The organism is Thalassovita sp. (assembly GCF_034670005.1).
Classification (GTDB): Bacteria; Pseudomonadota; Alphaproteobacteria; order Rhodobacterales; family Rhodobacteraceae; genus Thalassobius.
Genome location: NZ_JAXMOH010000008.1, coordinates 137,465 through 161,822 on the forward strand (window position 1 = coordinate 137,465; position 24,358 = coordinate 161,822).

Annotated in this window: 17 protein-coding genes; 10 read left to right on the forward strand and 7 right to left on the reverse strand. The window is 60.6% G+C overall.

Annotated elements, in window-relative coordinates; all coding sequences use genetic code 11:
* Positions 1-10 precede the first annotated feature (10 nt).
* The 3 genes from VOI23_RS14190 (at position 11) to VOI23_RS14200 (ending at position 2,472) form a co-directional block, all read left to right on the forward strand.
* On the forward strand, positions 11-799 hold the full coding sequence (locus tag VOI23_RS14190) for a crotonase/enoyl-CoA hydratase family protein (RefSeq protein ID WP_323785565.1): 789 nt from the start codon (positions 11-13) through the stop codon (positions 797-799).
* 393 nt (positions 800-1,192) lie between these two features.
* Positions 1,193-2,269: a ribosome small subunit-dependent GTPase A gene (rsgA, locus tag VOI23_RS14195; protein WP_323785566.1), complete on the forward strand. Its 1,077-nt coding sequence runs from the start codon at positions 1,193-1,195 to the stop codon at positions 2,267-2,269.
* 50 nt (positions 2,270-2,319) lie between these two features.
* The gene (locus tag VOI23_RS14200; RefSeq protein ID WP_323785567.1) at positions 2,320-2,472 is read left to right on the forward strand and encodes a hypothetical protein; all 153 of its coding nucleotides are present in this window, start codon (positions 2,320-2,322) and stop codon (positions 2,470-2,472) included.
* A 79-nt stretch (positions 2,473-2,551) separates the two neighbouring features.
* Here VOI23_RS14200 and VOI23_RS14205 read toward each other — a convergent pair whose 3' ends face one another.
* Both VOI23_RS14205 and VOI23_RS14210 read right to left on the reverse strand, forming a co-directional pair.
* A complete protein-coding gene (locus tag VOI23_RS14205; RefSeq protein WP_323785568.1) occupies positions 2,552-5,644 on the reverse strand; it encodes a valine--tRNA ligase in 3,093 nt (1,030 codons plus the stop codon).
* 283 nt (positions 5,645-5,927) lie between these two features.
* Entirely contained in the window at positions 5,928-6,359 is a 432-nt protein-coding gene (locus tag VOI23_RS14210) for an Lrp/AsnC family transcriptional regulator (RefSeq protein ID WP_323785569.1), read from the reverse strand.
* A gap of 104 nt (positions 6,360-6,463) precedes the next feature.
* Between VOI23_RS14210 and VOI23_RS14215 the strand changes: the two genes are divergently transcribed.
* The 3 genes from VOI23_RS14215 (at position 6,464) to VOI23_RS14225 (ending at position 10,997) form a co-directional block, all read left to right on the forward strand.
* A complete protein-coding gene (locus VOI23_RS14215; protein WP_323785570.1) occupies positions 6,464-7,594 on the forward strand; it encodes a type III PLP-dependent enzyme in 1,131 nt (376 codons plus the stop codon).
* A gap of 63 nt (positions 7,595-7,657) precedes the next feature.
* Positions 7,658-9,967: a xanthine dehydrogenase family protein molybdopterin-binding subunit gene (locus VOI23_RS14220; protein ID WP_323785603.1), complete on the forward strand. Its 2,310-nt coding sequence runs from the start codon at positions 7,658-7,660 to the stop codon at positions 9,965-9,967.
* Positions 9,933-10,997, forward strand: coding sequence for a DUF2235 domain-containing protein (locus tag VOI23_RS14225; RefSeq protein WP_323785571.1), 1,065 nt, complete (start codon positions 9,933-9,935; stop codon positions 10,995-10,997). Before VOI23_RS14220 ends, VOI23_RS14225 begins: the two co-directional genes overlap by 35 nt.
* On the opposite strand, the gene VOI23_RS14230 is transcribed toward VOI23_RS14225, so the two are convergent.
* Complete coding sequence (locus VOI23_RS14230) at positions 10,981-11,469, reverse strand: PaaI family thioesterase (protein ID WP_323785572.1); 489 nt, start codon at positions 11,467-11,469, stop codon at positions 10,981-10,983. The two genes, VOI23_RS14225 and VOI23_RS14230, sit on opposite strands and share 17 nt — an antisense overlap.
* A gap of 71 nt (positions 11,470-11,540) precedes the next feature.
* Positions 11,541-12,407, reverse strand: coding sequence for a methylenetetrahydrofolate reductase [NAD(P)H] (metF, locus tag VOI23_RS14235; RefSeq protein ID WP_323785573.1), 867 nt, complete (start codon positions 12,405-12,407; stop codon positions 11,541-11,543).
* A 97-nt stretch (positions 12,408-12,504) separates the two neighbouring features.
* On the opposite strand from metF, the gene VOI23_RS14240 reads away from it, so the two are divergent.
* Together VOI23_RS14240 and VOI23_RS14245 are read left to right on the forward strand one after the other, a co-directional pair.
* Complete coding sequence (locus VOI23_RS14240; protein WP_323785574.1) at positions 12,505-13,410, forward strand: LysR family transcriptional regulator; 906 nt, start codon at positions 12,505-12,507, stop codon at positions 13,408-13,410.
* 155 nt (positions 13,411-13,565) lie between these two features.
* Positions 13,566-14,363, forward strand: a complete 798-nt coding sequence (locus tag VOI23_RS14245) for an inositol monophosphatase family protein (RefSeq protein ID WP_323785575.1) — start codon at positions 13,566-13,568, stop codon at positions 14,361-14,363.
* A gap of 188 nt (positions 14,364-14,551) precedes the next feature.
* Here the strand turns inward: VOI23_RS14245 and VOI23_RS14250 are convergent, their stop codons facing one another.
* Both VOI23_RS14250 and VOI23_RS14255 read right to left on the reverse strand, forming a co-directional pair.
* Entirely contained in the window at positions 14,552-17,992 is a 3,441-nt protein-coding gene (locus VOI23_RS14250; RefSeq protein WP_323785576.1) for a pyruvate carboxylase, read from the reverse strand.
* A gap of 209 nt (positions 17,993-18,201) precedes the next feature.
* Positions 18,202-19,332, reverse strand: a complete 1,131-nt coding sequence (locus VOI23_RS14255; RefSeq protein WP_323785578.1) for an alpha-hydroxy acid oxidase — start codon at positions 19,330-19,332, stop codon at positions 18,202-18,204.
* A 197-nt stretch (positions 19,333-19,529) separates the two neighbouring features.
* Here VOI23_RS14255 and VOI23_RS14260 point away from each other — a divergent pair, with 197 nt between their 5' ends.
* Positions 19,530-21,950, forward strand: a complete 2,421-nt coding sequence (locus tag VOI23_RS14260; RefSeq protein WP_323785579.1) for an ATP-dependent helicase — start codon at positions 19,530-19,532, stop codon at positions 21,948-21,950.
* 693 nt (positions 21,951-22,643) lie between these two features.
* Here VOI23_RS14260 and VOI23_RS14265 read toward each other — a convergent pair.
* Complete coding sequence (locus tag VOI23_RS14265; protein WP_323785580.1) at positions 22,644-22,862, reverse strand: DUF1127 domain-containing protein; 219 nt, start codon at positions 22,860-22,862, stop codon at positions 22,644-22,646.
* Between the two features lie 304 nt (positions 22,863-23,166).
* Between VOI23_RS14265 and VOI23_RS14270 the strand changes: the two genes are divergently transcribed.
* A complete protein-coding gene (locus VOI23_RS14270) occupies positions 23,167-24,237 on the forward strand; it encodes an Mrp/NBP35 family ATP-binding protein (protein ID WP_323785581.1) in 1,071 nt (356 codons plus the stop codon).
* Positions 24,238-24,358 lie beyond the last annotated feature (121 nt).

Sequence of the window (24,358 nt, forward strand, 5' to 3'; positions counted from 1 at the left end):
AGACCTTCAGATGAGCCGTGTCAGCGTAGAGATCGAAAACCACATTGCCCGGGTGACCCTGACCCGTGGTGACAAGATGAATGCCCTTGATCCCGCCATGGTCGAAGCGCTGATCGCTGCAGGCGAGGCGCTGATCGGCAATGACGACATCCGCGTGGTGGTGCTGTCGGGCGAAGGGGCGGCGTTCTGCGCCGGGCTTGACGTGGCCAGCTTCGGTGCGCTTGCGGGTGGCGACGTGGAAGAACGGGTCATGACGCGTACCCATGGGCTTGCCAATCAATATCAGCGGGTTTCCCTTGTCTGGCGCGACGTGCCGGTGCCGGTGATTGCGGCGTTGCATGGGGTCACCTTTGGCGGTGGTATGCAGATTGCGCTGGGGGCGGATATCCGCATTGCCCATCCCGACACCCGGTTGTCGATCATGGAAATGAAATGGGGCCTGGTGCCCGATATGGGCGGTATGGTGCTGTTGCCGCAGTTGATGCGTTCGGATGTTCTGCGTCGGCTGACCTATACCAACGATCAGATCCCGGCAGCCGAAGCACAAGTGCTGGGGCTGGTGACTGAATTGAACGAGAATCCCAAAGCCGCCGCTCTTGCCTTGGCCGAACAGATCGCCGGCAAAAGCCCGTCCGCCATACGCGCGGCCAAACGGTTGATCGCGGTGGCCGAAAGCGGCGCCTCAGAGGCCGATATTCTGCTGGCTGAAAGCCGGGAACAGACAGATTTGATTGGCAAGCCGCATCAGATGGAAGTGATCGCCGCCAATATGCAAAAACGCGCCCCGGTCTTCGACTGAGCGCTGGCGGAAAAATACCTGCCACGTCGCACGGGTAAAAAGGTGGCGCATCGCTGACCCGGCGATGCGTCATAGAGTCGGTTTGGGCTGTCGTCACGATCTGCTTCCCACCTATATTCAAGCTTATCCCTTGGCACCAAGGGCCGCGTCTGCCTTGGTGCAGTAAGCGCAAAAAGCTTGAAAAAAGAATGACCACTGTCTACATTACCTTCATCGAAAATGGAGATTTTATGTCCCGGTAAAGTGGGGAGGCAGCAGTCCTCCCGATGCACAATCAACGTATAGAAACGCTGCTGGCAGTTTGTCGGTGCGGCTGTTGATTTGCGAAATCAGATATTACTGACGCTTTGCGCCCAAGCTTTGCTTGAGGCTAGGATATGAAAGTTGACTCCAATGACACGGGACTATTCCAAGTTCCTTCCGTTTGATGCGAAAAACGGGACACCGACACGACAATTCACGATACTCGAAACCCTTGGCTGGCAGCCTTATTTTGCGCAACAGATCAGCGTGGATGAGCTGGCCGCGACACCCCCTGTCCGCATCGTCGAAGTGCATCGCAATGCGCTTCATATCATCGGGGATAATATCGACCAGACAATCCCGCCGCTGCCCGATGTAACCGTGGGGGATTGGCTGTTGCTTAATTCGGCGAACCCTCACTCGAGCCGTGCTCTTGAACGAAAAAGCCTTGTGAAGCGTCGTGCACCGGGCACGGATCGTCAGATTCAGCTGATTGCAGCCAATATCGATACGGCGTTCATCGTTTCTTCGTGCAATCAGGATTTCAACGTTGCGCGCCTTGAACGCTATATTGCATTGGCGTTGGAGGCTGAAATCACTCCGGTAATCGTTTTGACCAAAGCTGACCTGGCGACTGCGACGCAGGCTTACATTGAGGAAGCAAAGGCGATTTCAGAACTGGTGCCCGTTATTGCCCTTGATGCCCGTGGCGATGAGCCGACCGGGAAACTGGCGCAGTGGTGCAAACCCGGAAAAACAGTTGCGTTTCTGGGCTCGTCCGGGGTCGGAAAATCCACTTTGACCAATGCTTTGATCGGTACCCGGTCGATTGCAACCCAAGCCATCCGAGAAGATGATGACAAGGGCCGTCATACGACAACCCGCAGGCATTTGCACATCGTTCCGGGTGGTTGCCTGGTCCTTGATACACCGGGTATGCGGGAGTTGCAGTTGACGGATGCAGCATCCGGCATTGAGGATCTTTTTGCCGACCTTCACGAACTTTCCACCCGCTGCCGGTTTAACGATTGCCAGCATCGGGAAGAACCTGGATGCGCAATCCTGGCGGCCATTGAAGATGGCACTATCAACGAGGGGCGGTTGGCGCGATGGCGCAAGCTGATGGCAGAGGATGCATTCAATTCCTCCAGCCTTGCAGAACGTAAATCCAAGGATAAACAGCTGGGCAAGATGATCCGCCAATTCAAAAAGCAAAACAGGAAATGAGGCGGAAACAATGATCAGAGGATACCGAAAGAACGACAGAGACGCCTTGATTGAAGCTGGGAAAAGCGAATGCGCTGGCCCATCTCTTTTGCCTGCACAATATCTATCTTCCCAAAGCCGAAACATCGGTCGTGCAAGGCAAGGGGCGGCCGATTGGCTTTGTTGCCCTGATCGGCAATGAATTGGCGGTGCCAACGGCATAAAAAAATGGAAGGCACGTTGAAAACGTGCCTTCCTGCTATTTGCGAGAGGTCCAAATGTGCCGTTGGGATGACCCTGCGATCAGCCCAGTTCGGCCAGGCGTGCCAACGCCGCTTTCAGCTTGGCTTCTTCCTCTTCCCGCGCGGCCAGATTGGCGCGGGTTTCCTCGACCACCTCTTCCGGCGCGCTTGCGGCGAATTTGGGGTTGTTGAGGCGCCCGCGCAGCCCGCCCAGTTCCTTGGCCAGCTTGCCCAGCGTCTTTTCCAGCCGCGCTTTTTCCCCATCAATGTCGATGATGTCGGCCAGCGGCAGGCCAAAGGACCCACCCTCAACCGCCACGGTGATGCACCCTTTGGGGAACTCCGCCACCTCGGTCAGACTGTCGATCCGCGCCAGCCGCTTGATCAGGACCTCGTTATGGGCCCAGGCCGCCTTGCCTGCATCGTCGAGCGCACTGACCAGCATCGGGACATGCAGGCCGGCCGGCACATGCATCTGCGCCCGGGCCGAGCGGACCTCCTCGATCAGAGCAATCACCCAGTTCATTTCCCGATCGGCCGCTGTGTCGACCATTTCGGCTGCCGCGTAGCTGGGCCAACCGGCATGAACCAACATTTTGGCGCGGGTGCCGGTGGCGCCCCACAGTTCCTCGGTGATGAAAGGCATGATCGGATGCAACAGGATCAGGCACTGATCCAGCACCCAGCCCATCACCTTTTGGGTCTCTGCCTTGGCGGTCTCATCCTCGCCTTGTAGCAGAGGCTTGGAAAACTCGACATACCAGTCACAGACCTTGCCCCAGACGAAGGCATAAAGCGCCTGTGCCGCATCGTTGAAGCGGTAAGCCTCCAGCGCCGCGTCCACCTCTTCGCGGACCTTGGCGACCTCGCCGATGATCCATTTGTTTACCGTGGCCGTTGCTGCCGGAATCTCCGCCGCAGGCGCGCCAGCCTCGTAGACGCCGTTCATTTCGGCGAACCGGGTGGCGTTCCAGATCTTGGTGCCGAAATTGCGATACCCGGCGATCCGCTGCATGTCGAGTTTCAGAACACCGCCAAGCGACGCCATCGCCGCATTGGTGAAACGCAACGCGTCGGCGCCGTATTCGTCGATGATATCCAGCGGGTCGACCACGTTGCCGGTCGACTTGGACATCTTCTTGCCCTTGGCATCGCGCACCAGCCCGTGCAGGTAAACCGTATCGAACGGGATTTCGTCCACCACGGCCAGCTGCATCATCATCATCCGCGCCACCCAGAAGAACAGGATGTCCTGCCCGGTGATCAACACGTTGGTCGGGAAATAGCGCTTCAGTTCCTCGGTATCTTCTGGCCAGCCCAGCGTGCCGATAGGCCAAAGTCCCGAGCTGAACCAAGTGTCCAGCACGTCAGGATCGCGCCAGACCGGGTAGACCAGCTTGGTCGGGTCCTGATCGACGGCGTAGTGGCCCAGGCTTTCGGCCAGCTTGTGGATCGCTTCATGCTTGTCGGCGACCTCGATCACCGCGGCGTGGTTCAGCGGCGCCGGGATATCGGCGTTGTCATCGAGGAATTTCGCGATGACACCCTCGAAATCGGCGGCGCAGTGATGCACGTCGCCGGCATGCAGCATGCCGCCTTCGTTCAAGAGCCGGCCCAGTTCGACCAGGTCCAGGTCGCCATTGCCTTCGTCGTCTTTGAAATCCGGCGCGCTCAGGTCCAGCCCGTACCAGACCGGGATCTGGTGGCCCCACCACAGTTGGCGCGAAATACACCACGGTTCGATATTGTCAAGCCAGTGGTAATAGGTCTTCTCGCCGCTTTCGGGCAGGATCTTCACCGTGCCGTCGCGCACCTTGTCCAGCGCCGGGCCGACGATCTTGTCGGTGTCGACGAACCACTGGTCGGTCAGCATCGGTTCGATCACCACCTTGGACCGGTCGCCGAAGGGCTGCATGATCAGCTTGCTTTCGACGAAGGGCGCTTCCTGGCCTTCCTCGTCCCGCATCGTCACGGCAAGGTCGGCTTCGTTGATATCCTCGATCACCGCCTTTCGGGCGTCGAACCGGTCCATGCCGCGGTATTTTTCCGGCACCAGATTCAGCGCATCGACCTCGATCTCGGTCGTCTCGGACCCTTCGGCGATTTCGCGGGCACGCTTGACCGCCTCGTCATAGGGCAGCCCGTCGGCGCGCATCGCGCCCTTGGTGTCCATCAACCGGTACATCGGCAGCTTGCCGCGCTTGGCGACCTGATAGTCGTTGAAATCATGCGCGCCGGTGATCTTCACCGCGCCAGAGCCAAAATCGGGATCGGGATAGTCGTCGGTGATGATCGGGATCAGGCGGTCGCAAAGCGGCAGATGCACCATCTTGCCCACGATAGGCGCGTAACGTTCGTCATCGGGATGCACCGCGACCGCGCCGTCGCCCAGCATGGTTTCGGGCCGGGTGGTGGCGATGGAAATGTAATCGCGTGTCTCGCGCAGGGTGACCTTTCCGTCCTCGTCCTTCTCGACATATTCGTAAGTCTCGCCATCGGCCAGGCGGTATTTGAAATGCCACATATGGCCGTTTACTTCGACATTCTCGACCTCGAGATCGGAAATCGCGGTTTCGAAATGCGGGTCCCAGTTGACCAGCCGCTTACCGCGATAGATCAGCCCCTTGCGGTACATCTCGACGAAGACCTTGATCACGGCGTCGTGGAAATTGCCCTCTTCGCCCGCCGGCGCGCCCTCGGCACCTGACATGGTGAAGGCGTTGCGCGACCAGTCGCAGGATGCGCCGAGGCGCTTCAACTGCTCGACAATCGTGCCGCCCGACTGTGCTTTCCATTCCCATACTTTTTCGAGGAAGGCCTCGCGCCCCAGTTCGGCACGCGACGGTTCCTGGTTCTTGGCCAGCTCGCGTTCCACCACCATCTGGGTGGCGATGCCGGCATGGTCCTGACCGGGCTGCCACAGCGTGTCGAACCCTTGCATTCGTTTCCAGCGGATCAGGATGTCCTGCAACGTGTTGTTGAAGGCATGACCCATATGCAGAACGCCGGTGACATTCGGCGGCGGGATCATGATGCAGAAGCTCGACGCCCCCGGTTTCGCATTGGCTCCGGCTTTGAAGCAGCCCGCCTTTTCCCAGGCCGCGTAAAGGCGGCTTTCCGCTTCGGCCGCATTGAAGGTCTTTTCCATCGCCATGATCCATGAACTCGCGTCAGATTTCGTTGCCCCCCGTCTATCGAATTGGTCGGGAAAGGAAAAGCGGTTATCAGACAGAGCGCGCCTGCAGCGCACGCAGATTTATCGTGCCTCTGGCCTTTGGCCATCGCCCCGGGATCGCCTTCGGTGGGCATATCTGGGGAACGGTGAAAACACTGAAACCTGTGTTTCTTCTTGGGTGAAATACTCCGGGGGTTTGGGGGCTGGCCCCCAATGCGCGCGTCAGCGCAAGACCTGACTGCGCCATGGCGCAGACATTTTCTCAGCCACGGTCGATCTTGGTGCTAAGCTGGATCAAGCTTTCGGAGCTTCTCACCCCCTTGGCATCGCCGATCCGGTCCAGGGTGTCGTCAAGGTCTTCTGTGGTGCGGGCACTGAGTTCCACGATCATGTCAAACCGGCCGCTGGTTGTATGCACCCGGACCACGTTGGACAACGATTTCAGCCGCGCCAGCACCGCCGGACCAGATCGCGGTTCGATTGACAATAATGCCGTCGCCTTCAGTTGGGGGACGGATTTCCGCCCCAGCCGCAGGGTATAGCCTGTGATGGTGCCATTGGTTTCCAGCCGGTCAATCCGGGACTGCACGGTGGTGCGGGCAAGCCCCAGCTTGCGGGCCAAAGCGGTGACCGGCATCCGGGCATTTTCGGCCAGTAGGGCCAGCAGGGCGGTGTCAATTTCGTCATTTTGCATTGCTCGACTATGAAATTGACGAAAGAAAGAGTCAATTCAGGCGAACTTACCGGCAATTCTGGCACCTCTTCGGGGGATAGTGCGCAAAAACAGCGAGGTATTTCATGCGTCCCGATCCCCATTGGCTGTCGCCCCGGCGACATTTGCATCGTATCCAGCCCGACTCCGCAGTGATGTATTTCAGTCCTGTCACCCTGCAACAGCAGGCGCATCGGTTTCTCGACGGGTTCCCGGGATTGGTCAGCTACGCGGTCAAGGCCAATCCGGACGAGGCGGTCCTGGTCAATCTGGTCGCCGCCGGGATCACCGTCTTCGATGTCGCCTCTCCGGCGGAAATGGCGGCGGTGCGGGCGGTGTGCCCCGACGCGGTATTGCATTATAACAATCCGGTCCGTTCACCCGCCGAGGTGGCGGCGGCAGCGGAATTCGGGATCGCCTCGGCATCGGTCGATTGCCCGCGCGAACTGGACAAGCTTGCGGTGTTGGGCGGGGATCTGGAAATCAGCGTCCGGCTGGCCTTGCCGGTCAAGGGGGCAGCCTATGATTTCGGGGCGAAATTCGGGGTTGGTCCGGCTCAGGCGGTGGCGTTGTTGCGGCAGGTTGCCGCGCGTGGGTATCGTCCGGCACTGACCTTTCATCCTGGCACCCAATGCGCGGCACCCGAAGCGTGGGAAGCTTATATCACGGCGGCTGCCGATGTGGCGCGCCGTGCCGGGGTGGTCATCGACCGGCTCAATGTTGGCGGCGGCTTTGCCTCGCATCGGGCCGGCGCCGCACCCGATCTGAGCCGGATATTCGATCGAATCAGCCAGGTCGCCTGTGCGGTTTTCGACCCGGTTCCTCAATTGGTTTGCGAACCTGGCCGGGCAATGGTGGCCGAGGCGTTCAGCCTTGCCGCCCGGGTCAAGGCGATGCGGAGCGATGGTTCGGTTTTTCTTAATGACGGAATTTATGGCGCATTGTCGGAACTGCGCGACATGAGCGGGCTGGACCGACTGCGCTGCTTTGCGCCTGATGGAGAAGCCCGCAGCGGCCGCCCGGTGTCGCGCATTCTGTTCGGGCCAACCTGCGACAGTCTGGACCGGCTGCCCGACCCATTCGCATTACCCGATGATCTGCAAGAAGGCGATTATATCCTGTTCGACGGGATGGGGGCTTATTCGATGGCGCTGGCCACCCGGTTCAACGGCTATGGGCCGACACAATCTGTCACCGTTGCGTCACTTGACGGTTGAAGGGCTGGACACTCGGCGACGGCGGGTTACTCTGCGCTCCAAACACCACAAAGCGAGGGCATGATGGAAAAATTCGGGAAAAGCCAGCCGATCAAACGGGTTGAGGATGTCCGGTTTCTGACAGGCCATGGGGAATATATTGATGATGCCGCCCCGCAAGATGCCTTGCGCGCGGTGGTGTTCCGGTCGCCGGTGGCGCATGCGGTGATAACGTCATTGGATGTTTCGGCGGCGCGCGACAGCGATGGTGTGCATCTGGTGCTGACCGCTGAGGATCTGGCGCAGGCCGGAATCACCCGTGGCCTGACGGCGGTGACGGTGCAGAACCGCGATGGATCGCCTGCAGCGGCCCCGCATCGCCCGATTCTGGCGCAGGGCAAGATACGGTTCGCTGGCGAACCGGTGGCGGTGGTCATTGCGGAAACGCTGGATCAGGCCCGCGACGCGGCCGAGCTGATCGAGTTGGAGTACGACGATCTGCCGGCCAAGCTGGATATGTATCCGGGCGGCGAAGCGCTGCATGAAGAGGCCCCGGATAATCGGGCTTTCGATTGGGGGCTGGGCGATGAAGCGGCCTGTAGCGCCGCGTTTGACCGTGCTGCCAAAGTGGTGAGGATGGAAATTGTCGACAGCCGGATCATCGTCAATTCGATGGAGCCGCGTGGCTGTTTTGCCGACTGGCGCGACAACCGACTGCATTTCGGTTATGGCGGGCAAGGGGTCTGGGCAGTGAAGGATGCGTTGTCCAAAACCCTGTCTCTGGAACCCGATCAGGTCCATGCCACCACCCCCGATGTCGGCGGTGGATTCGGTATGAAGGCGCCGCCTTACCCGGAATATTTCACCGTCGCTCATGCCGCGATGGTGTTGAACCGTCCGGTACGCTGGATGGGCGAACGATCGGATGCGATGCTCAGCGATCATCATGGCCGCGATCTGGTCAGCGATGCGGCGCTGGCGTTTGACGAAAACAACCGGATCATCGGCTACCGGGTCGATACCCGCTGTAATCTGGGCGCCTATAACAGCAATTTCGGTCAGCTTATGCAAACCAACCTGTTTGCCCGCGTGCTGGCCGGTACCTATGACGTGCAGGCGACCTATCTGCATTCCGAAGGATTCTACACCAACACCACCCAGGTCGACGCCTATCGTGGGGCTGGGCGGCCCGAAGCGATCTATGTGCTGGAACGGATGATGGATCAGGCGGCGCGCGAACTGGGGGTTGACCCGTGGGAATTGCGCCGGATCAATTTCATCCCGAAAAACGCCTTCCCTTACAAGGCCGCGACCGGGGAAACCTATGACGTGGGCGATTTCAACCGGGTGCTTGGCGCTGCCGAAACCTTTGCCGACCGGGCCGGGTTCCAAAGCCGCCGTGCCGACAGTGCCGCGCGCGGCAAGTTGCGAGGCATCGGGTTGAGCTATTACATCGAAAGCATTCTGGGCGATCCGTCCGAAGGTGCGAAGGTGGAATTCAATGCCGATGGCACCGTGACGATCTATGTTGGAACCCAGTCAAACGGGCAGGGGCATGAAACGGTCTATGCCAAGTTCCTCAGCGACCAGACCGGCGTCCCGCAGGACAGAATTTTTGTGGTCCAGGGCGACAGCGACCTGATCGCGCAGGGCGGCGGTACGGGCGGATCGCGCTCGGTGACGACCCAGGCCAATGCCACGCTGGCCACGGTGGACAAGATGATCGCGGCCTTCACCCCTTATCTGGCCGACAAGATGGGCGTGACCGAAGACGATTTACGGTTCGACGACGAAACCTTCCGTGCGCCGGGATCGAACCTGACTCCGACCCTGCTGGAAGCCGCCGAAATGGCGCGCGTTGACGGTCGCCAAGACCTGCTGACGCACGAAGCCCGCGCCACCCTTCCGGCCCGGTCCTATCCCAACGGCGCCCATGTCGCCGAGGTCGAAATCGACCCCGACACCGGTCATGTGGATCTGGTGAAATACACGGTGGTTGACGATTTCGGAAACCTGATCAATCCGCTGCTGGCCGAAGGTCAGGTTCATGGCGGTGTGGCGCAGGGCGCGGGTCAAGTTCTGATGGAACGGGTCGTATATGATGATGACGGGCAGCTTCTGTCCGGGTCCTTTATGGATTACGCAATGCCGCGTGCGGCCGATATGCCGATGATTGAATTCACCACAGAAGCGGTGCCGTCGACATCGAACCCTATGGGCATGAAAGGATGCGGCGAAGCGGGTACCGTTGGCGCGATGGCAAGCACGATGAACGCGGTGCTGGACGCGCTTTGGCAGCGCGGCGTGCGCCGGATCGACATGCCGGCGACGCCCGTGAATGTCTGGGAGGCTTTGAGCCATGCGGCTGGGAAGGCTGACGAAACGGCTAATTGAATGGGTTAAACCCGGCTTCTGGTCTGGGCACTCCCCGATCAGCGCATCGCGCGGTGCGCTGACCCATGTGATTATCCTCGATGGCACAATGTCGTCACTGGAGCCGGGCGAGGAAACCAATGCCGGGCTGACATATCGGTTGCTGGCGCAGATGGGCGCGCCGATTTCAGTTTATTACGAAGCCGGAGTGCAGATGGCGGAATGGCGCCATGCTCCCGATGTCCTGATGGGGCGCGGCATCAACCGCCAAATCCGCCGCGCCTATGGCTATCTCGCCAGCCGGTACCGCCCCGGTGACCGGGTGTTCCTGTTCGGTTATTCACGCGGGGCCTACGCGGTGCGGTCGCTGGCCGGGGTGATTGATCAGGTCGGGCTGCTGCGTTCCGAAGCTGCCACCGAACGCAATATCCAACTGGCCTATCGCCATTACCAAAGCCCCCCGGGCAGCCCTGCCAGCGCCGCGTTCCGCGCCGCCAATTGCCATGACGAATTCAAGATCGAAATGATCGGCGTCTGGGATACCGTCAAGGCGCTGGGCCTGCGGTTGCCCTTTTTGTGGCAATGGACCGAGGACAAGCATTCATTCCATTCGCACGAACTGGGTGGATCGGTGAAATACGGGTTCCATGCTCTGGCGATGGATGAAACGCGGGTGGTGTTCGAACCGGTGCTCTGGGACAGTTCTGAAACCGGCGCGGACCGGATCGAACAGGTCTGGTTCCGAGGTGCCCACGGGGATGTCGGGGGGCAACTGGGCGCTTTTCGGGCGGCACGGCCACTGTCCAATATCCCGTTGGTCTGGATGCTGGAACGGGCGCAGGATTGTGGCCTGCCACTGCCGGACGGCTGGCAAGGGGCATTCCCTCGCGATCCCCGGGCGCCTGCTGTCGGCACCTGGCTTGGCTGGGGCAAGATGTTCCTGCTGCGCAAGCGCCGCCGCATCTGCGAAGACCCCTCTGAACGCCTGCACGAAACAGCACAGGCCGGTCTGTGCGACGTGCCGTTACCGAATTCTAACGCAATTTCATGACGATGCAGGTGGTCGACCCGGTGGCATAAAGCTTGCCGTCCTCAACCCCACGGATTTCACCAATCGCAATGCCGGTCGATCGGCCGACATGTTGCGCGGTGCCGATCGCTTCGATCTGCATGCCCAGCGGAATCGGGCGCAGGATGTTGATTTTGTATTCCAGTGTCGTGTAGGTGCTGCCCTTTGGCACTTTGGTCATCACCGCGCAGGCCATGCAACTGTCCAGCAACGTACCGTACCATCCCCCATGCACGGTCCCCATCGGGTTGGTCACCTTGAAATCCGGGGACCCTGAAAAAACCACGCGACCGTCTTCGACCGACGAAATGGTATAGCCCAGTGCGCCCGCAATCGGCGGCCCTACGGTTTCGCCTCTCAGCATCCGCTGCATCGCCTCCAGACCCGAAATACCCAGCATTTCTTCCATGCTGGGCAAGTCGTCCGGCGATGTTGCGATTTTACGTTCAACCATGATCTGTCCTTCCGCGTATTCATCCTAAATTGACGCGGGGCCAGGGGAGGGGCAAGTCCGGGAATGAGGTGTTACGCCACGTTTTCCAACTGCGCCTTCGGCGTGACGCCCAAGGCGTGACAGACATCGCGGGTCAGTTCCGGACGGTTGAGCGTGTAGAAATGCAAACTGTCCACGCCGCCTTCGATCAGGTCGCTGCACAGCTCGGTGCACAGCGCGGTGGCCAGCAAATCCTGACGCCCGTCACGTTCGGCCTTCTCGAAGGCCTCAATCACCCAGTCGGGCACCGTGGTGCCGCAGCTTTCGGCGAAGCGGCGCGCGCCCTTGAAATTCTCGATCGGTAGGATGCCGGGGATGATCGGCTTGTCGATACCGGCCTTTACGCAGGCGTCGCGGAATCGGAAAAAGGTTTCAGCTTCGAAAAAGAACTGGGTCAGCGCTTCGTCGGCACCGGCGTCGAATTTGCGTTTCAGCCATTCGATATCGGCCTGATGGTCGGTGGATTCGGGGTGTTTTTCGGGATAAGCGCCCACGCGGATGGTGAATTTTCCCTTGGCTGCCAGCGCCTCGATCAGTTCGACAGAGCTGGCAAACCCATCCTCATGAGCCCGGAACGCACCGGTGCCCTTGGGCGGATCGCCGCGCAGCGCCACGATATCGGTCACGCCCGCTTCGGCAAAGTCGTCGGCGATCGACAGAGTCTCTTCACGGGTGGCATCGACACAGGTCAGATGGGCCGCAACCTTCAGGCCGGAATGTTTGTGGATCGTCGCCACCGCGTCGCGGGTCAGATCGCGGGTGGTGCCGCCTGCGCCATAGGTTACCGACACGAAACGCGGCCCCAGCGGCGCCAGCGTCTGCACCGTGTCCCACAGGCGGAACGACGCCTCCAGGTTTTGCGGCGGGAAAAACTCAAACGATACTGCGGGCACGGTCATGATACGGGTTCCATCTTTTCTGGTTGTCCCCTTGTCGCGTGAATCCGTTTGTGAGACAACTTCATAGTTTTCAAGGTGAACATGAGGTTCATTCATAATGCACATCGAATTGCGCCATTTACGCACGATCAAGGCCATTCATGACGCCGGTGGTCTGGCCCGGGCGGCGGGGCAGCTGAACATCACCCAATCTGCGCTCAGCCACCAGATCAAGCATCTGGAAGAACAGACCGGGGTGGAACTGTTCGTGCGCCGCTCGAAACCGATGAAACTGACAGCGGCCGGGATGCGGCTGCTCCGGGCAGCGGAAAAAATCCTGCCCGAGATGTCCGCGCTGGAAGAACAGTTCAAAGGCATCCTGACCGGCAAGACCGGTCGGTTGCATATCGCCATCGAATGCCATGCCTGTTTCGAATGGCTGTTCCCGGTATTGGAACAGTTCCGCAAAGCCTGGCCCGAAGTCGATGTCGATATCCGCGCCGGCCTTGCCTTCGATGCGCTGCCCGCGCTGCAACGCGAAGAGGTCGATCTGGTGATTTCCTCCGATCCCGACAAGCTGCCGGGTGTGGAATTCGTGCCGTTGTTTGACTACGCGCCGGTCTTCGTGGCGTCCAGCGCCCACCCGCTGGCGCAAAAGGACTATATCGAGGCCGAAGACTTCGCCGGCGAAACCCTGATCACTTATCCGGTCGATCGCAGCCGTCTTGATATCTTCACCGAATTGCTGACCCCCGCCGGGATCGAACCGGCGGCACTGCGCCCGGTTGAACTGACCGCAGTGATCCTGCTGTTGGTGGCCTCCAACCGCGGCGTTACCGTGCTGCCCGACTGGGTCGTGCGCGAAGTGAAATATTCCTCCGATTATGTCACCCGCCCGATCACCGAAAACGGCCTGACCAAACGGCTTTACGCCGCAGTGCGGACCGACGATGCCACCCGGCCTTATTTCGCTCATTTCATCCGTCTGGCGCGGACCGAACCGGTAAAGTTGCAGCGGCAGTAACCGCTTTCATCTTGGTCCAAATACTCCGGGGGGCCGCCGCTTGCGGCGGTGGGGGCCGCGCCCCCGATCCCGCTTGGCCGAAATCCCGGCTTCCCCCTTGGCAAGCGCAGTCTTGCGGCGTATACGCGCGGCTTGGAAACTGAGGGACCGAACCGATGCAAGGCAGCGCAAATCTCAACATCATGCTCAAGGCCGCCCGTAAGGCAGGCCGTTCGCTGGTGAAGGACTTCCGCGAAGTGGAAAACCTTCAGGTTTCGATGAAGGGTGCCGGCGATTTCGTGTCCAAGGCCGATATCGCCGCCGAAGCGATCATCAAGGAAGAACTGATGGGCGCGCGTCCGACCTATGGCTGGCTGGCCGAGGAAGGCGGCGAGGAACCGGGACAGGACCCGACCCGGCGCTGGATCGTCGATCCGCTCGACGGTACTACCAACTTCCTGCATGGGCTGCCGCATTGGGCGATCTCGATCGCGCTGGAACACAAGGGGCAGATCGTATCGGGGGTGATCTATGATCCCGCCAAGGATGAAATGTTCTATGCCGAAAAGGGCGCTGGCGCCTGGATGAACGATTCCAACCGGCTGCGGGTGTCGGGCCGGCACCGGATGATCGAAGCGATCTTCGCCACCGGCATTCCGTTTGCTGGCAAGAAAACCTTGCCTGCCACGTTGCAGGATCTGGCCCGGATCATGCCCGAATGCGCCGGTGTGCGGCGTTGGGGATCGGCAGCACTGGATCTGGCCTATGTCGCGTCGGGACGGTATGACGGGTTCTGGGAACGCGAACTGAATATCTGGGACATCGCCGCCGGGACGTTGATTGTCGCCGAAGCGGGCGGCATGGTTGGCGCGATCCGGGACGGTCACGAACCGCTGCAAGATGGTGATATCGTGACTGCGAATGGCGCGCTGTTCGAAAAGTTTTCCGAACTTGTGCGCGCTCGCGGCGTCTGATCGCCCGTTCGTTCTTCACCTCTGGCTGTGCATGAACAACCGCTCCGAATGGGGCGGTTGATCTGTTTTCAAGAATAGGTTTTGTAGTCTGATCGCAAAACGACCACGCACAAAAACGACGCCCCGCCATGCAGGCATGGCGGGGCGCAGTACATCATCCGAGCTGGCCGGTTGTGCCGGGGCCGGGCTTATTCGAACTCGATCAGCAGGTCTTTTGCATCGATCTGAGTTCCGGGCTGGACGTGGACAGCCCTGATCACCGCGTCGCGTTCGGCGTGGATGCCGGTTTCCATCTTCATCGCCTCGATGGTCAGCAACAGATCGCCCTCGCTGACCTTCTGGCCGACCGATACCGCGACGCTGGCCACCACGCCGGGCATCGGCGCGCCGACATGGGCGGGATTGCCCAGTTCGGCCTTGCGCCGGGCCTGGGTGGAGGATTTGATCAACCGGTTCGGAACCCGGATCACGCGGGGCTGGCCGTTGAGTTCGAAGAACACTTTCACATCGCCGTCTTCGCTGGTCTCGCCCACCGCCTGCAACCGGATTTCCAGTGTCTTGCCCGGATCGATCTCGGCTTCGATTTCCTCGCCCGGTTCCATCCCGTAGAAAAAGGTCCGGGTCGGCAGGCTGCGCACCGGGCCATACATCGCATGGCGCGCCATGTAATCGGTGAACACCTTGGGATACATCAGGTAACCGTTCAGGTCCTCGTCGTCGATCCCGATCCCGTCACAGGCCGCACTGGCCTGTTTGCGGGCGGCGTCCAGATCGACCGGGTCCAGATGTTTGCCTGGTCGTTCGGTGTTGGGCGCCTCGTCCTTCAGCACCTTCTTGACGATCCCCTCGGGGAAGCCGCCCGGCGGCTGACCAAGATTGCCGCGCATCATGTCGATCACGGAATCAGGGAAAGCGACTTCCTTTTTCGGGTCTTCGACATCGGCACGGGTCAGGTTCTGGCTGACCATCATCAGCGCCATGTCGCCCACCACTTTTGACGATGGCGTCACCTTGACGATATCGCCGAACATCTGGTTGACGTCGGCATAGGTCTGCGCGACCTCGTGCCAGCGCTCCTCCAGCCCCAGACTGCGCGCCTGCGCCTTGAGGTTGGTGAATTGCCCACCCGGCATTTCATGCAGGTAGACTTCCGAAGCCGGGGCCTGCAGCCCGCTCTCAAACGCCACATATTGCGCCCGCACCTGTTCCCAGTAGTTGGAAATTTCGCGGATCCGCGCGATGTCGATGCCGGTATCGCGGTCGGTATTGCGCAGCGCCTCGACGATCGAACCGAGACAGGCCTGCGACGTGCCGCCCGAGAACGCGTCCATCGCCGCGTCCACCGCATCGACGCCCGCGTCGCTGGCCGCCAGGATGGTGGCCCCGGCGATGCCGCTGGTGTCATGGGTGTGAAAATGCACCGGGATGGTGAGTTCATCCTTCAGCGCCTTGACCAATACGCGGGCGGCAGCGGGTTTCAGCAGCCCCGCCATGTCCTTCAGCCCGATGATATGGGCGCCCGCCGCTTCCAGTTCCTTGGCCATGTCGACATAATATTGCAGGTCGTACTTGGCGCGGTTCGGGTCGAGGATATCGCCGGTATAGCAGATCGTGCCTTCGCAGATCTTGCCGCTCTCGATCACCGCGTCCATCGCCACGCGCATGTTTTCGACCCAGTTCAGGCTGTCGAAGACCCGGAATACGTCGATCCCGGTCGCCGCCGCCTGGCGGACGAATTCGCGCACCACGTTGTCGGGGTAATTGGTATAGCCGACCCCGTTGGAGGCGCGCAGCAGCATCTGGGTCAGCACGTTCGGCATCGCCCAGCGAAGATCGCGCAGCCGCTGCCACGGGCATTCCTGCAAGAAGCGGTAAGCCACGTCGAAGGTCGCCCCGCCCCAGCATTCGACGCTGAACAATTGCGGCAGGTTGGCGGCGTAGGCCGGCGCCACCTTGATCATGTCGATCGAGCGCATCCTTGTGGCCAGCAGGCTCTGATGGCCGTCGCGCATGGTGGTGTCGGTCAGCAGCAGCCGCTTCTGGTCCAGCATCCAGTCGGCCACCGCCTTGGCGCCCTTTTGTTCCAGCAATGTCTTGGTGCCGGGGTGCACCTCACCGATAGAGACCGGGGCTTTCGGCAGTTTCACATCGGCCGACGGTTCGGCGCGGCCTTCGGTTTCGGGATGCCCGTTGACGGTGATGTCGGCGATATAGGTCAGAACCTTGGTGCCGCGGTCGCGGCGCAGTTCGAAATCGAACAGTTCCGGCGTCTCGTCGATGAATTTCGTGGTGTAGGTGTTATTCAGAAACGTCGGGTGCTTCAGCAGGTTTTCCACGAAGGCGATATTGGTGGAAACGCCGCGGATACGGAATTCGCGCAACGCCCGGTCCATCCGGTGGATCGCCGCCTCGGGCGTCGGCGCCCAGGCGGTCACCTTGACCAGCAGACTGTCATAATAGCGGGTGATCACGCCGCCGGCATAGGCGGTGCCGCCGTCGAGCCGGATGCCCATGCCGGTGGCCGACCGGTAAGCGGTGATGCGGCCATAATCGGGGATGAAGTTGTTCTGCGGGTCCTCGGTGGTGATCCGGGTCTGCAGCGCGTGACCATGCAGTACGATATCTTCCTGCCGCGCCATGCCGGTGGCCTCGGCCAGCGTCTTGCCCTCGGCGATCTTGATCTGCGCCTGGACGATGTCGATGCCGGTGACTTCTTCGGTGACGGTATGTTCCACCTGCACCCGCGGGTTGACCTCGATGAAATAGAACTTGCCGCTGTCCATATCCATCAGGAATTCAACGGTCCCGGCGCATTCGTAATTCACATGGGCACAGATGCGGCGACCCAGATCGCAGATTTCATCGCGCTGCTGCTGGCTCAGATAGGGGGCAGGGGCGCGTTCGACCACTTTCTGGTTGCGCCGCTGCACCGAACAGTCGCGTTCCCACAGATGATAGATCGCGCCGTGGCTGTCGCCGAGGATCTGCACCTCGACATGGCGCGCCCGGATGATCATCTTTTCCAGATAGCCTTCGCCATTGCCAAAGGCCGCCTCGGCCTCGCGCCGACCTTCCAGCACCTTTTCCTCCAGCTCACCCTCGGACAGGATTGGCCGCATACCGCGGCCGCCGCCGCCCCAGCTGGCCTTCAGCATCAGGGGATAGCCGACTTCGGCCGCCTCGGCCTTGATCTCCGCCATGTCATCGCCCAGAACTTCCGTCGCGGGAACCACCGGCACCCCGGCTTCGATCGCCACCTTGCGGGCGCTGGCCTTGTCGCCAAGCGCGCGCATGGTCGCCGCCTTGGGACCGATGAAAGTGATCCCGGCCGCTTCGCAGGCATCGACGAAATCGGGGTTTTCCGACAGCAGGCCATAACCGGGATGGATCGCGTCCGCCCCTGACAGCTTGGCCACCCGGATGATTTCCGCGATGCTCAGATAGGCCGCCACCGGACCCATCCCTTCGCCGATCCGGTAGGCTTCGTCGGCCTTGAACCGGTGCAGCCCCAGCTTGTCCTCTTCGGCATAGACCGCAACGGTCCTTTTCCCCAGCTCGTTCGCCGCCCGCATGATGCGGATCGCGATCTCGCCGCGGTTGGCAATCAGGATTTTTTTGAAGTCGGCCATGGATGGTCCCCCGGTTTGACGGTCTTTTCTGGAACATACTGCATTTCATGCTGCAATGCAGCGACTTTTGCGACCTATCGGTTACATTTTCTGACCAAAGTCAAGCGTAGAGGTGCAGAAACACAAACTAGAAATCTGCCTGAGCATTTGGGTGTGCGAAAATGCAAAATGGATTTTGTTCGACCCGGTCTGTCCCGGCGGCATTGCTGCTATGCCAACCGGCCGGGCAGATCGGCCAGCCGCGTCACGCCCATCTGTCCCAGATTGGCCAAAAGATCCTGACGCAACATGTCGATCAGGTGATCCGGCCCCTTTGCCCCCAATGCCCCAAGCGCAAAATGCCAGGCCCGCCCCAGCATTACGAAATCGGCACCAAGCGCGATGGCGCGGCAGATATCCAGACCGCCTTCGACGCCGCTGTCGAAAATCACCGGCAACCGGGTCTCGGACCGGATCGCTGGCAGGGCCTCGATCGACGCAGGGGCCGCATCGAACTGCCGGCCGGCATGGTTCGACACCCAGATCCCGTCAACCCCGGCGGCTTCCAGCCGCCCGACATCGCGCGGGTCCAGCACCCCCTTGACCACCAACGGCCCGTCCCATCCGTCGCGCAGCGCCTTGAGGTAATCCCAGTCGGGCGAGGTGCGCAGCAGATAGCCAGCATGTTGCGTCGATCCCAACCCTGTCACATTGCTGGCATAGCTGTCGATCAGCCGCATCCTCGGCATCCCCATCCGCGCCATGCCCATGGCCCAGGCCGGACAGCGCGCCACCTGCGTCAACAACCGTGGCGTCAGCCGCGGCGGGCTGGTCAGGCCGGAGCGCACCTGCCGTTCGCGGCGGCTGGCCACCGGCACATCGACGGTCAAAACCAGCGTGGTGAACCCAGCTTCACGAGCGCGTTTCAGCATATCGGCGCGAATCTCCGGATCGCGCGGCGGATAGACCTGGAACCAGCCATTGCCGTTCAGACAATCGGCGACATCCTCCGGTGTCCGGCTGGCCACTGTCGATAATCCATAGGGCAACCCGTGCCGCGTTGCCGCCTGCGCCAAAATCCGTTCGGCGTCTGGCCAAAACAACCCCGACATGCCCACCGGACTGACCCCGAAGGGCAGCGCCAGCTTTTGTCCGAACAGGTCGACCGACAGGTCCGGCTCTGCCTCGCCATGCAGGATCGAGGGTATTAATACCACCTCGTCCAGCTTCTGCCGGTTCCGGGCCTGGGTCATTTCCGCCCCGGTCGCACTGTCAAGATATTCGAACACGAACCACGGCATCCGCTGCCGCGCGCGGGCCTTCATATCGCTGAAGCCGGGATATTTCCGATGTAAATCCATGACTGCATTTGGGCGATCCGGGCGCGAAATGTCCAGAAAACTTGTTGTTTCTTCTTGGAATAAATACTCCGGGGGTGAATGGGCCAGCGGCCCAGAGGGGGCAGCGCCCCCTGACCCCTATCGCCTCTGGGGAAAACATGGGAACAGAATAAGAACGTCCCTTTATCTCGCCCGCTGCCCGCGCTAGATTGCCGGTCATGAGCAGTTTCGACGAAAATGACGCCTTTGAGGGCGCTTCGCTGTCGGCCCGCGCCATGGCGGCGCGGCCAGCACCCTATCTGGATGAATTGAACCCCGCCCAACGTGCGGCGGTCGAGGCACTGGATGGCCCGGTGCTGATGCTGGCGGGGGCTGGCACCGGCAAGACAAAGGCGCTGACCGCGCGGATCGTGCATCTGCTCAATACCGGCCGGGCGCAGCCCAACGAAATCCTTGCCGTCACCTTCACCAACAAGGCGGCGCGGGAAATGAAGGACCGGGTCGGCCGGATGCTGGGACAGGCGGTCGAAGGCATGCCCTGGCTTGGTACCTTTCACGCCATCTGCGTCAAGCTGTTGCGCCGCCACGCCGAATTGGTGGGGCTGAAATCCAATTTCACCATTCTGGACACCGACGATCAGATCCGGCTGCTGAAACAGCTGATCGCGGTCAATAATATCGACGACAAGCGTTGGCCCGCACGGCAGTTGGCCGGGATCATTGATCATTGGAAAAACCGCGCCTGGACCCCGGCGCAGGTGCCCGGGTCCGAAGCCGGGGCCTTCAACAATCGTGGCACCGAACTTTACGATCAGTACCAGACCCGCCTGCGCGAACTGAACGCGGTGGATTTCGGCGACCTTCTGCTGCATGTGGTGACGATCTTTCAGACCCATGACGATGTGTTGGCGCAGTACCGTCGCTGGTTCAAATATATCCTGGTGGACGAATATCAGGATACCAATGTGGCGCAGTATCTTTGGCTTCGCCTGCTGGCGGGGGCGCATAAGAATATCTGCTGTGTTGGCGATGACGATCAGTCGATCTATGGCTGGCGCGGGGCCGAAGTCGGTAATATCCTGAGGTTTGAAAAGGATTTTCCCGGCGCACAGGTGGTGCGGCTGGAACAAAATTACCGGTCTACCCCGCATATTCTGGCCGCTGCGTCCGGCGTGATCGCGGGCAACGAGGGCCGTCTTGGAAAAACCCTGTGGACCGAGGCCGAAAGCGGCGAGAAACTGCGCCTGATCGGCCATTGGGACGGTGAAGAAGAAGCCCGCTGGATCGGCGAGGAAATCGAAGCCCTGCAAGGTGGCACCCGGGGGCTGCGCCCGTTCGATCTGGACCAGATCGCCATTTTGGTCCGCGCCAGCCACCAGATGCGCGCCTTCGAGGATCGTTTTCTCACCATCGGCATGCCTTACCGCGTCATCGGCGGTCCGCGTTTTTATGAACGCTTGGAAAGCCGCGATGCCTTGGCCTATTTCCGCGTGGTGGTCAGCCCGGATGACGATCTGGCCTTTGAACGTATCGTCAATACGCCCAAACGCGGCCTTGGTGACAAGGCGCAGCAAACCATTCAGGCCATTGCCCGCGCCAATGGCGTCAGCCTGATCGACGGTGCCCGGATCGCCTTGGCGAATGGCGATATCAAGGGCAGGGGCGGCGCAGCGTTGCGGCAGCTGGTTGATGATCTGGCCCGTTGGCATGACATGACCCGCGGCCCGGTTCTGGCCTTTGACGAAGATGACACGGCGGTCATTGACGACGGCCCCGCACCGCAGGCGCGCTTTGGCGATCCCGAGCTTAGCCATGTCGAACTGGCGCAGATCATTCTGGACGAATCCGGCTATACCGCGATGTGGCAGAACGACAAAACGCCCGAAGCGCCGGGGCGGCTGGAAAACCTCAAGGAACTGGTCAAGGCGCTGGAACAGTTCGATAATCTGTCCGGGTTTTTGGAACATGTCGCGCTGATCATGGACAATGCGCAGGGCGATGATGGCGCCAAAGTGTCGATCATGACACTGCACGCGGCCAAGGGGCTGGAATTTCCGGCGGTGTTCCTGCCCGGCTGGGAAGACGGGCTGTTCCCGTCGCAACGCTCGATGGACGAATCCGGGTTGAAGGGTCTGGAGGAAGAACGCCGCCTTGCCTATGTCGGCATCACCCGGGCCGAAGAGCTGTGCACGATTTCCTTTGCGGGCAACCGCCGTGTGTTCGGTCAATGGCAATCGCAGCTGCCCTCACGTTTCATTGACGAATTACCCGAAGATCATGTTGAGGTGCTGACCCCGCCTGGCCTTTATGGCGGCGGTTACGGCGCGGCGTCCCCGATGCAGTCAGGGCTGGAAACCCGCGCCTCCGAAGCCAACGTTTACAATTCCCCTGGCTGGAGGCGGATGCAGGACCGCAGCAATTCCCGTCCTCTCAGCCAGCCGCGTGAAAACCGCAAAACCGTGATCGATCTGGAAGCCATCAGCGCCTATACGGTGGGGGACCGGGTGTTTCATCAGAAATTCGGATATGGTGCGGTTTTGGGGATCGAAGGCGACAAGCTCGAAATCGATTTCGACAAGGCCGGGATCAAGAAGGTCGTGGCGCGGTTTATCACCGGCGCGGATGATGTGCCGTTCTGAAGGCGATAACTCTGGAAAGCTGACAGGGCTATCCTGACCGGAGCACGGTTTCCGATCAGGTGCAAACCGCGCAAGCCGCGAATCTCAGGCTATTGCTGTAACGGCCGAGAGAATGTGTCTTGTTTCGGCCCGGCTCGACTGAAACTCCCTCCCAAACCGAAGCTCTCTGAAACACCGGAACGGTCCGGCGTTAGCGCGGCAGCCTGCGGCAGAAACGCTGCGCCGGGATCTCTGCTATTCAAATTTGATAATCATGCATCGCCCATTTCATCTCATCGGGCGGGATCGGCTGTCCAGACAATAAAAAACGGCGATGCCCAGGGAGGAGGAGGGGCATCGCCGTCTTTGCTCCGGTAACCTTAGGGAGGAGGAGAAAGGCCACCGTGTCTGGTTCAAGGCGCGGTGGTCCCCAGGGAGGAGGAGAGAAGACCACCGCTCTTGACAACGATCAGGACCTAGGGAGGAGGAGAAGGCCCCGTCGTATTCTGTTGTGTCAGGCGCGGTGATCCCCAGGGAGGAGGAGAGGAGATCACCGCTCTTGACAACGAAACCTCAGGGAGGAGGAGAGAGGTTTCGCATCTGGCTGGACCGTTCTGGTCCGAATTAGGTGCGGCGACATCAGGGAGGAGGAGGATGTCGCCGCCATTCTACAGAAGCCCCAGGGAGGAGGAGAGGGGCTTCTGATCCGTGAAATTAGTGCGCGTCGTAAGCGTGTTCCCATGCAATCGAGCGAAGCTGTGACCGGCACAGGCCCATGTCGCGCAGATCACGATCGCCCAGTGTGGACAGTTCATTCAGCGTTGCGCGATAGGTCTTGTAGCGGGCATAACGTGCGCCCACTTCGGTGAAGAAGCCGGCGGCGCGATCAACAATCCCGCTGTGTTCGGTGCGGATATCGGATGCAGTAGCCATTTTTTTCTCTCGCTATTTATTGTCTGTGTTGTGTTGTGTTCGTTTCGTTGACCTCAATTTGGGGCTTTTGCTGCAAGTGCACAATGCCCGATGCTGCAATGCAGCTATGCGCGAAGTGCATATGAACTACTGACCTATTTACAGTGTGAACTATCTTTTGACCATTTGGTAAGCACTCGGTAAAAATGTCGCGCCTGATGTCGTGGGGTAATGTCTGAAATTACGTAGGGGGGGCTTGCGCTCGGGGCTTGCCCCTGTCGCAAAAACCGCCACTTATTGCGACGAATCAAAAAAGGAGGCGATCATGGCAGTGACGCGAACAGACGTAGAAACCGCGCTGGAACGAATCGAAATCCCCGGCGGCGGTAATCTTGTCAGCCGTGACATGGTGCGGGCATTGCATATTGAAGATGGCAAAGTCCGTTTCGTGATCGAAGCGCCCAACCCTGAGGCCGCCCGCGCGATGGAACCGCTGCGCGCTGCCGCCGAACGCTGTGTGGCCGCGCTTGATGGCGTGTCCACGGTCAGCGTGGCGCTGACGGCGCATGGCCCGTCGGAACAAAAACCGGCCCCCAGTCTGAAGGTCGGCGGCCATCCCAAACCGCAGGCCGAACCGCTGAAACCGGCGGGGGTCGATCGTATTCTTGTGGTCGGGTCGGGTAAGGGCGGGGTGGGCAAATCCACAGTGTCGTCGAACCTTGCCGTGGCATTGGCGAAACAGGGGCGCAAAGTCGGGCTGCTGGATGCAGATATATACGGTCCCAGCCAGCCGCGCATGATGGGGGTCAGCAAACGCCCCGCCAGCCCGGACGGAAAAACCATTGAACCGCTGCACGCGCATGGCGTCACCCTGATGTCGATCGGATTGATGATGGACCCGGACAAGGCCGTTGTCTGGCGTGGCCCGATGCTGATGGGGGCGTTGCAGCAAATGCTGGGGCAGGTGAACTGGGGTGAACTGGACGTGCTGATCGTCGATCTGCCGCCCGGCACCGGCGATGTGCAGCTGACACTGTGTCAGCGCGCCGTCCTGACCGGGGCCATCATCGTGTCGACGCCGCAGGACGTGGCGTTGCTGGACGCGCGCAAGGCCATCGACATGTTCAACACGCTGAAAACCCCGATTCTGGGAATGATCGAAAACATGTCATCGTTCCATTGCCCCAATTGCGGCCATGAAACACATATCTTTGGTCATGGTGGCGTCGCGGCAGAGGCCGAAAAGCTCGGTGTGCCCTTGCTGGCGCAATTGCCGATTGATCTCGATACCCGGCTGGCGGGTGATGGTGGCGCGCCAGTGGCCACTGGAGACGGCCCCGTGGCCGAAGCCTATGCTCAGCTGGCGGATCGTCTGGTCAAGGGTGGTATGGCCTGAGGCCAGCGGTTTCTACCGCCGCCATTGAGGGGCGCAGATACAGTCGAACAAAGCAAAGGGCCGCGCCTTCCCGAAGGAAGGCGCGGCCCCTTACATTATTCAGACCGATTGTCTGCCTGTC

Excerpts from the sequence above, each read along its gene's own strand:
- VOI23_RS14210 (WP_323785569.1), bottom strand. The coding sequence starts at position 6,359 with ATGCAAAATGACGAAATTGACACCGCCCTGCTGGCCCTACTGGCCGAA.
- VOI23_RS14205 (WP_323785568.1), bottom strand. The coding sequence starts at position 5,644 with ATGGCGATGGAAAAGACCTTCAATGCGGCCGAAGCGGAAAGCCGCCTT.
- VOI23_RS14215 (WP_323785570.1), top strand. The coding sequence starts at position 6,464 with ATGCGTCCCGATCCCCATTGGCTGTCGCCCCGGCGACATTTGCATCGT.
- VOI23_RS14250 (WP_323785576.1), bottom strand. The coding sequence starts at position 17,992 with ATGGCCGACTTCAAAAAAATCCTGATTGCCAACCGCGGCGAGATCGCG.
- VOI23_RS14255 (WP_323785578.1), bottom strand. The coding sequence starts at position 19,332 with ATGGATTTACATCGGAAATATCCCGGCTTCAGCGATATGAAGGCCCGC.
- VOI23_RS14270 (WP_323785581.1), top strand. The coding sequence starts at position 23,167 with ATGGCAGTGACGCGAACAGACGTAGAAACCGCGCTGGAACGAATCGAA.
- rsgA (WP_323785566.1), top strand. The coding sequence starts at position 1,193 with ATGACACGGGACTATTCCAAGTTCCTTCCGTTTGATGCGAAAAACGGG.
- VOI23_RS14245 (WP_323785575.1), top strand. The coding sequence starts at position 13,566 with ATGCAAGGCAGCGCAAATCTCAACATCATGCTCAAGGCCGCCCGTAAG.
- VOI23_RS14240 (WP_323785574.1), top strand. The coding sequence starts at position 12,505 with ATGCACATCGAATTGCGCCATTTACGCACGATCAAGGCCATTCATGAC.
- VOI23_RS14265 (WP_323785580.1), bottom strand. The coding sequence starts at position 22,862 with ATGGCTACTGCATCCGATATCCGCACCGAACACAGCGGGATTGTTGAT.
- VOI23_RS14230 (WP_323785572.1), bottom strand. The coding sequence starts at position 11,469 with ATGGTTGAACGTAAAATCGCAACATCGCCGGACGACTTGCCCAGCATG.
- VOI23_RS14190 (WP_323785565.1), top strand. The coding sequence starts at position 11 with ATGAGCCGTGTCAGCGTAGAGATCGAAAACCACATTGCCCGGGTGACC.
- VOI23_RS14220 (WP_323785603.1), top strand. The coding sequence starts at position 7,658 with ATGGAAAAATTCGGGAAAAGCCAGCCGATCAAACGGGTTGAGGATGTC.
- metF (WP_323785573.1), bottom strand. The coding sequence starts at position 12,407 with ATGACCGTGCCCGCAGTATCGTTTGAGTTTTTCCCGCCGCAAAACCTG.
- VOI23_RS14225 (WP_323785571.1), top strand. The coding sequence starts at position 9,933 with ATGCGGCTGGGAAGGCTGACGAAACGGCTAATTGAATGGGTTAAACCC.
- VOI23_RS14260 (WP_323785579.1), top strand. The coding sequence starts at position 19,530 with ATGAGCAGTTTCGACGAAAATGACGCCTTTGAGGGCGCTTCGCTGTCG.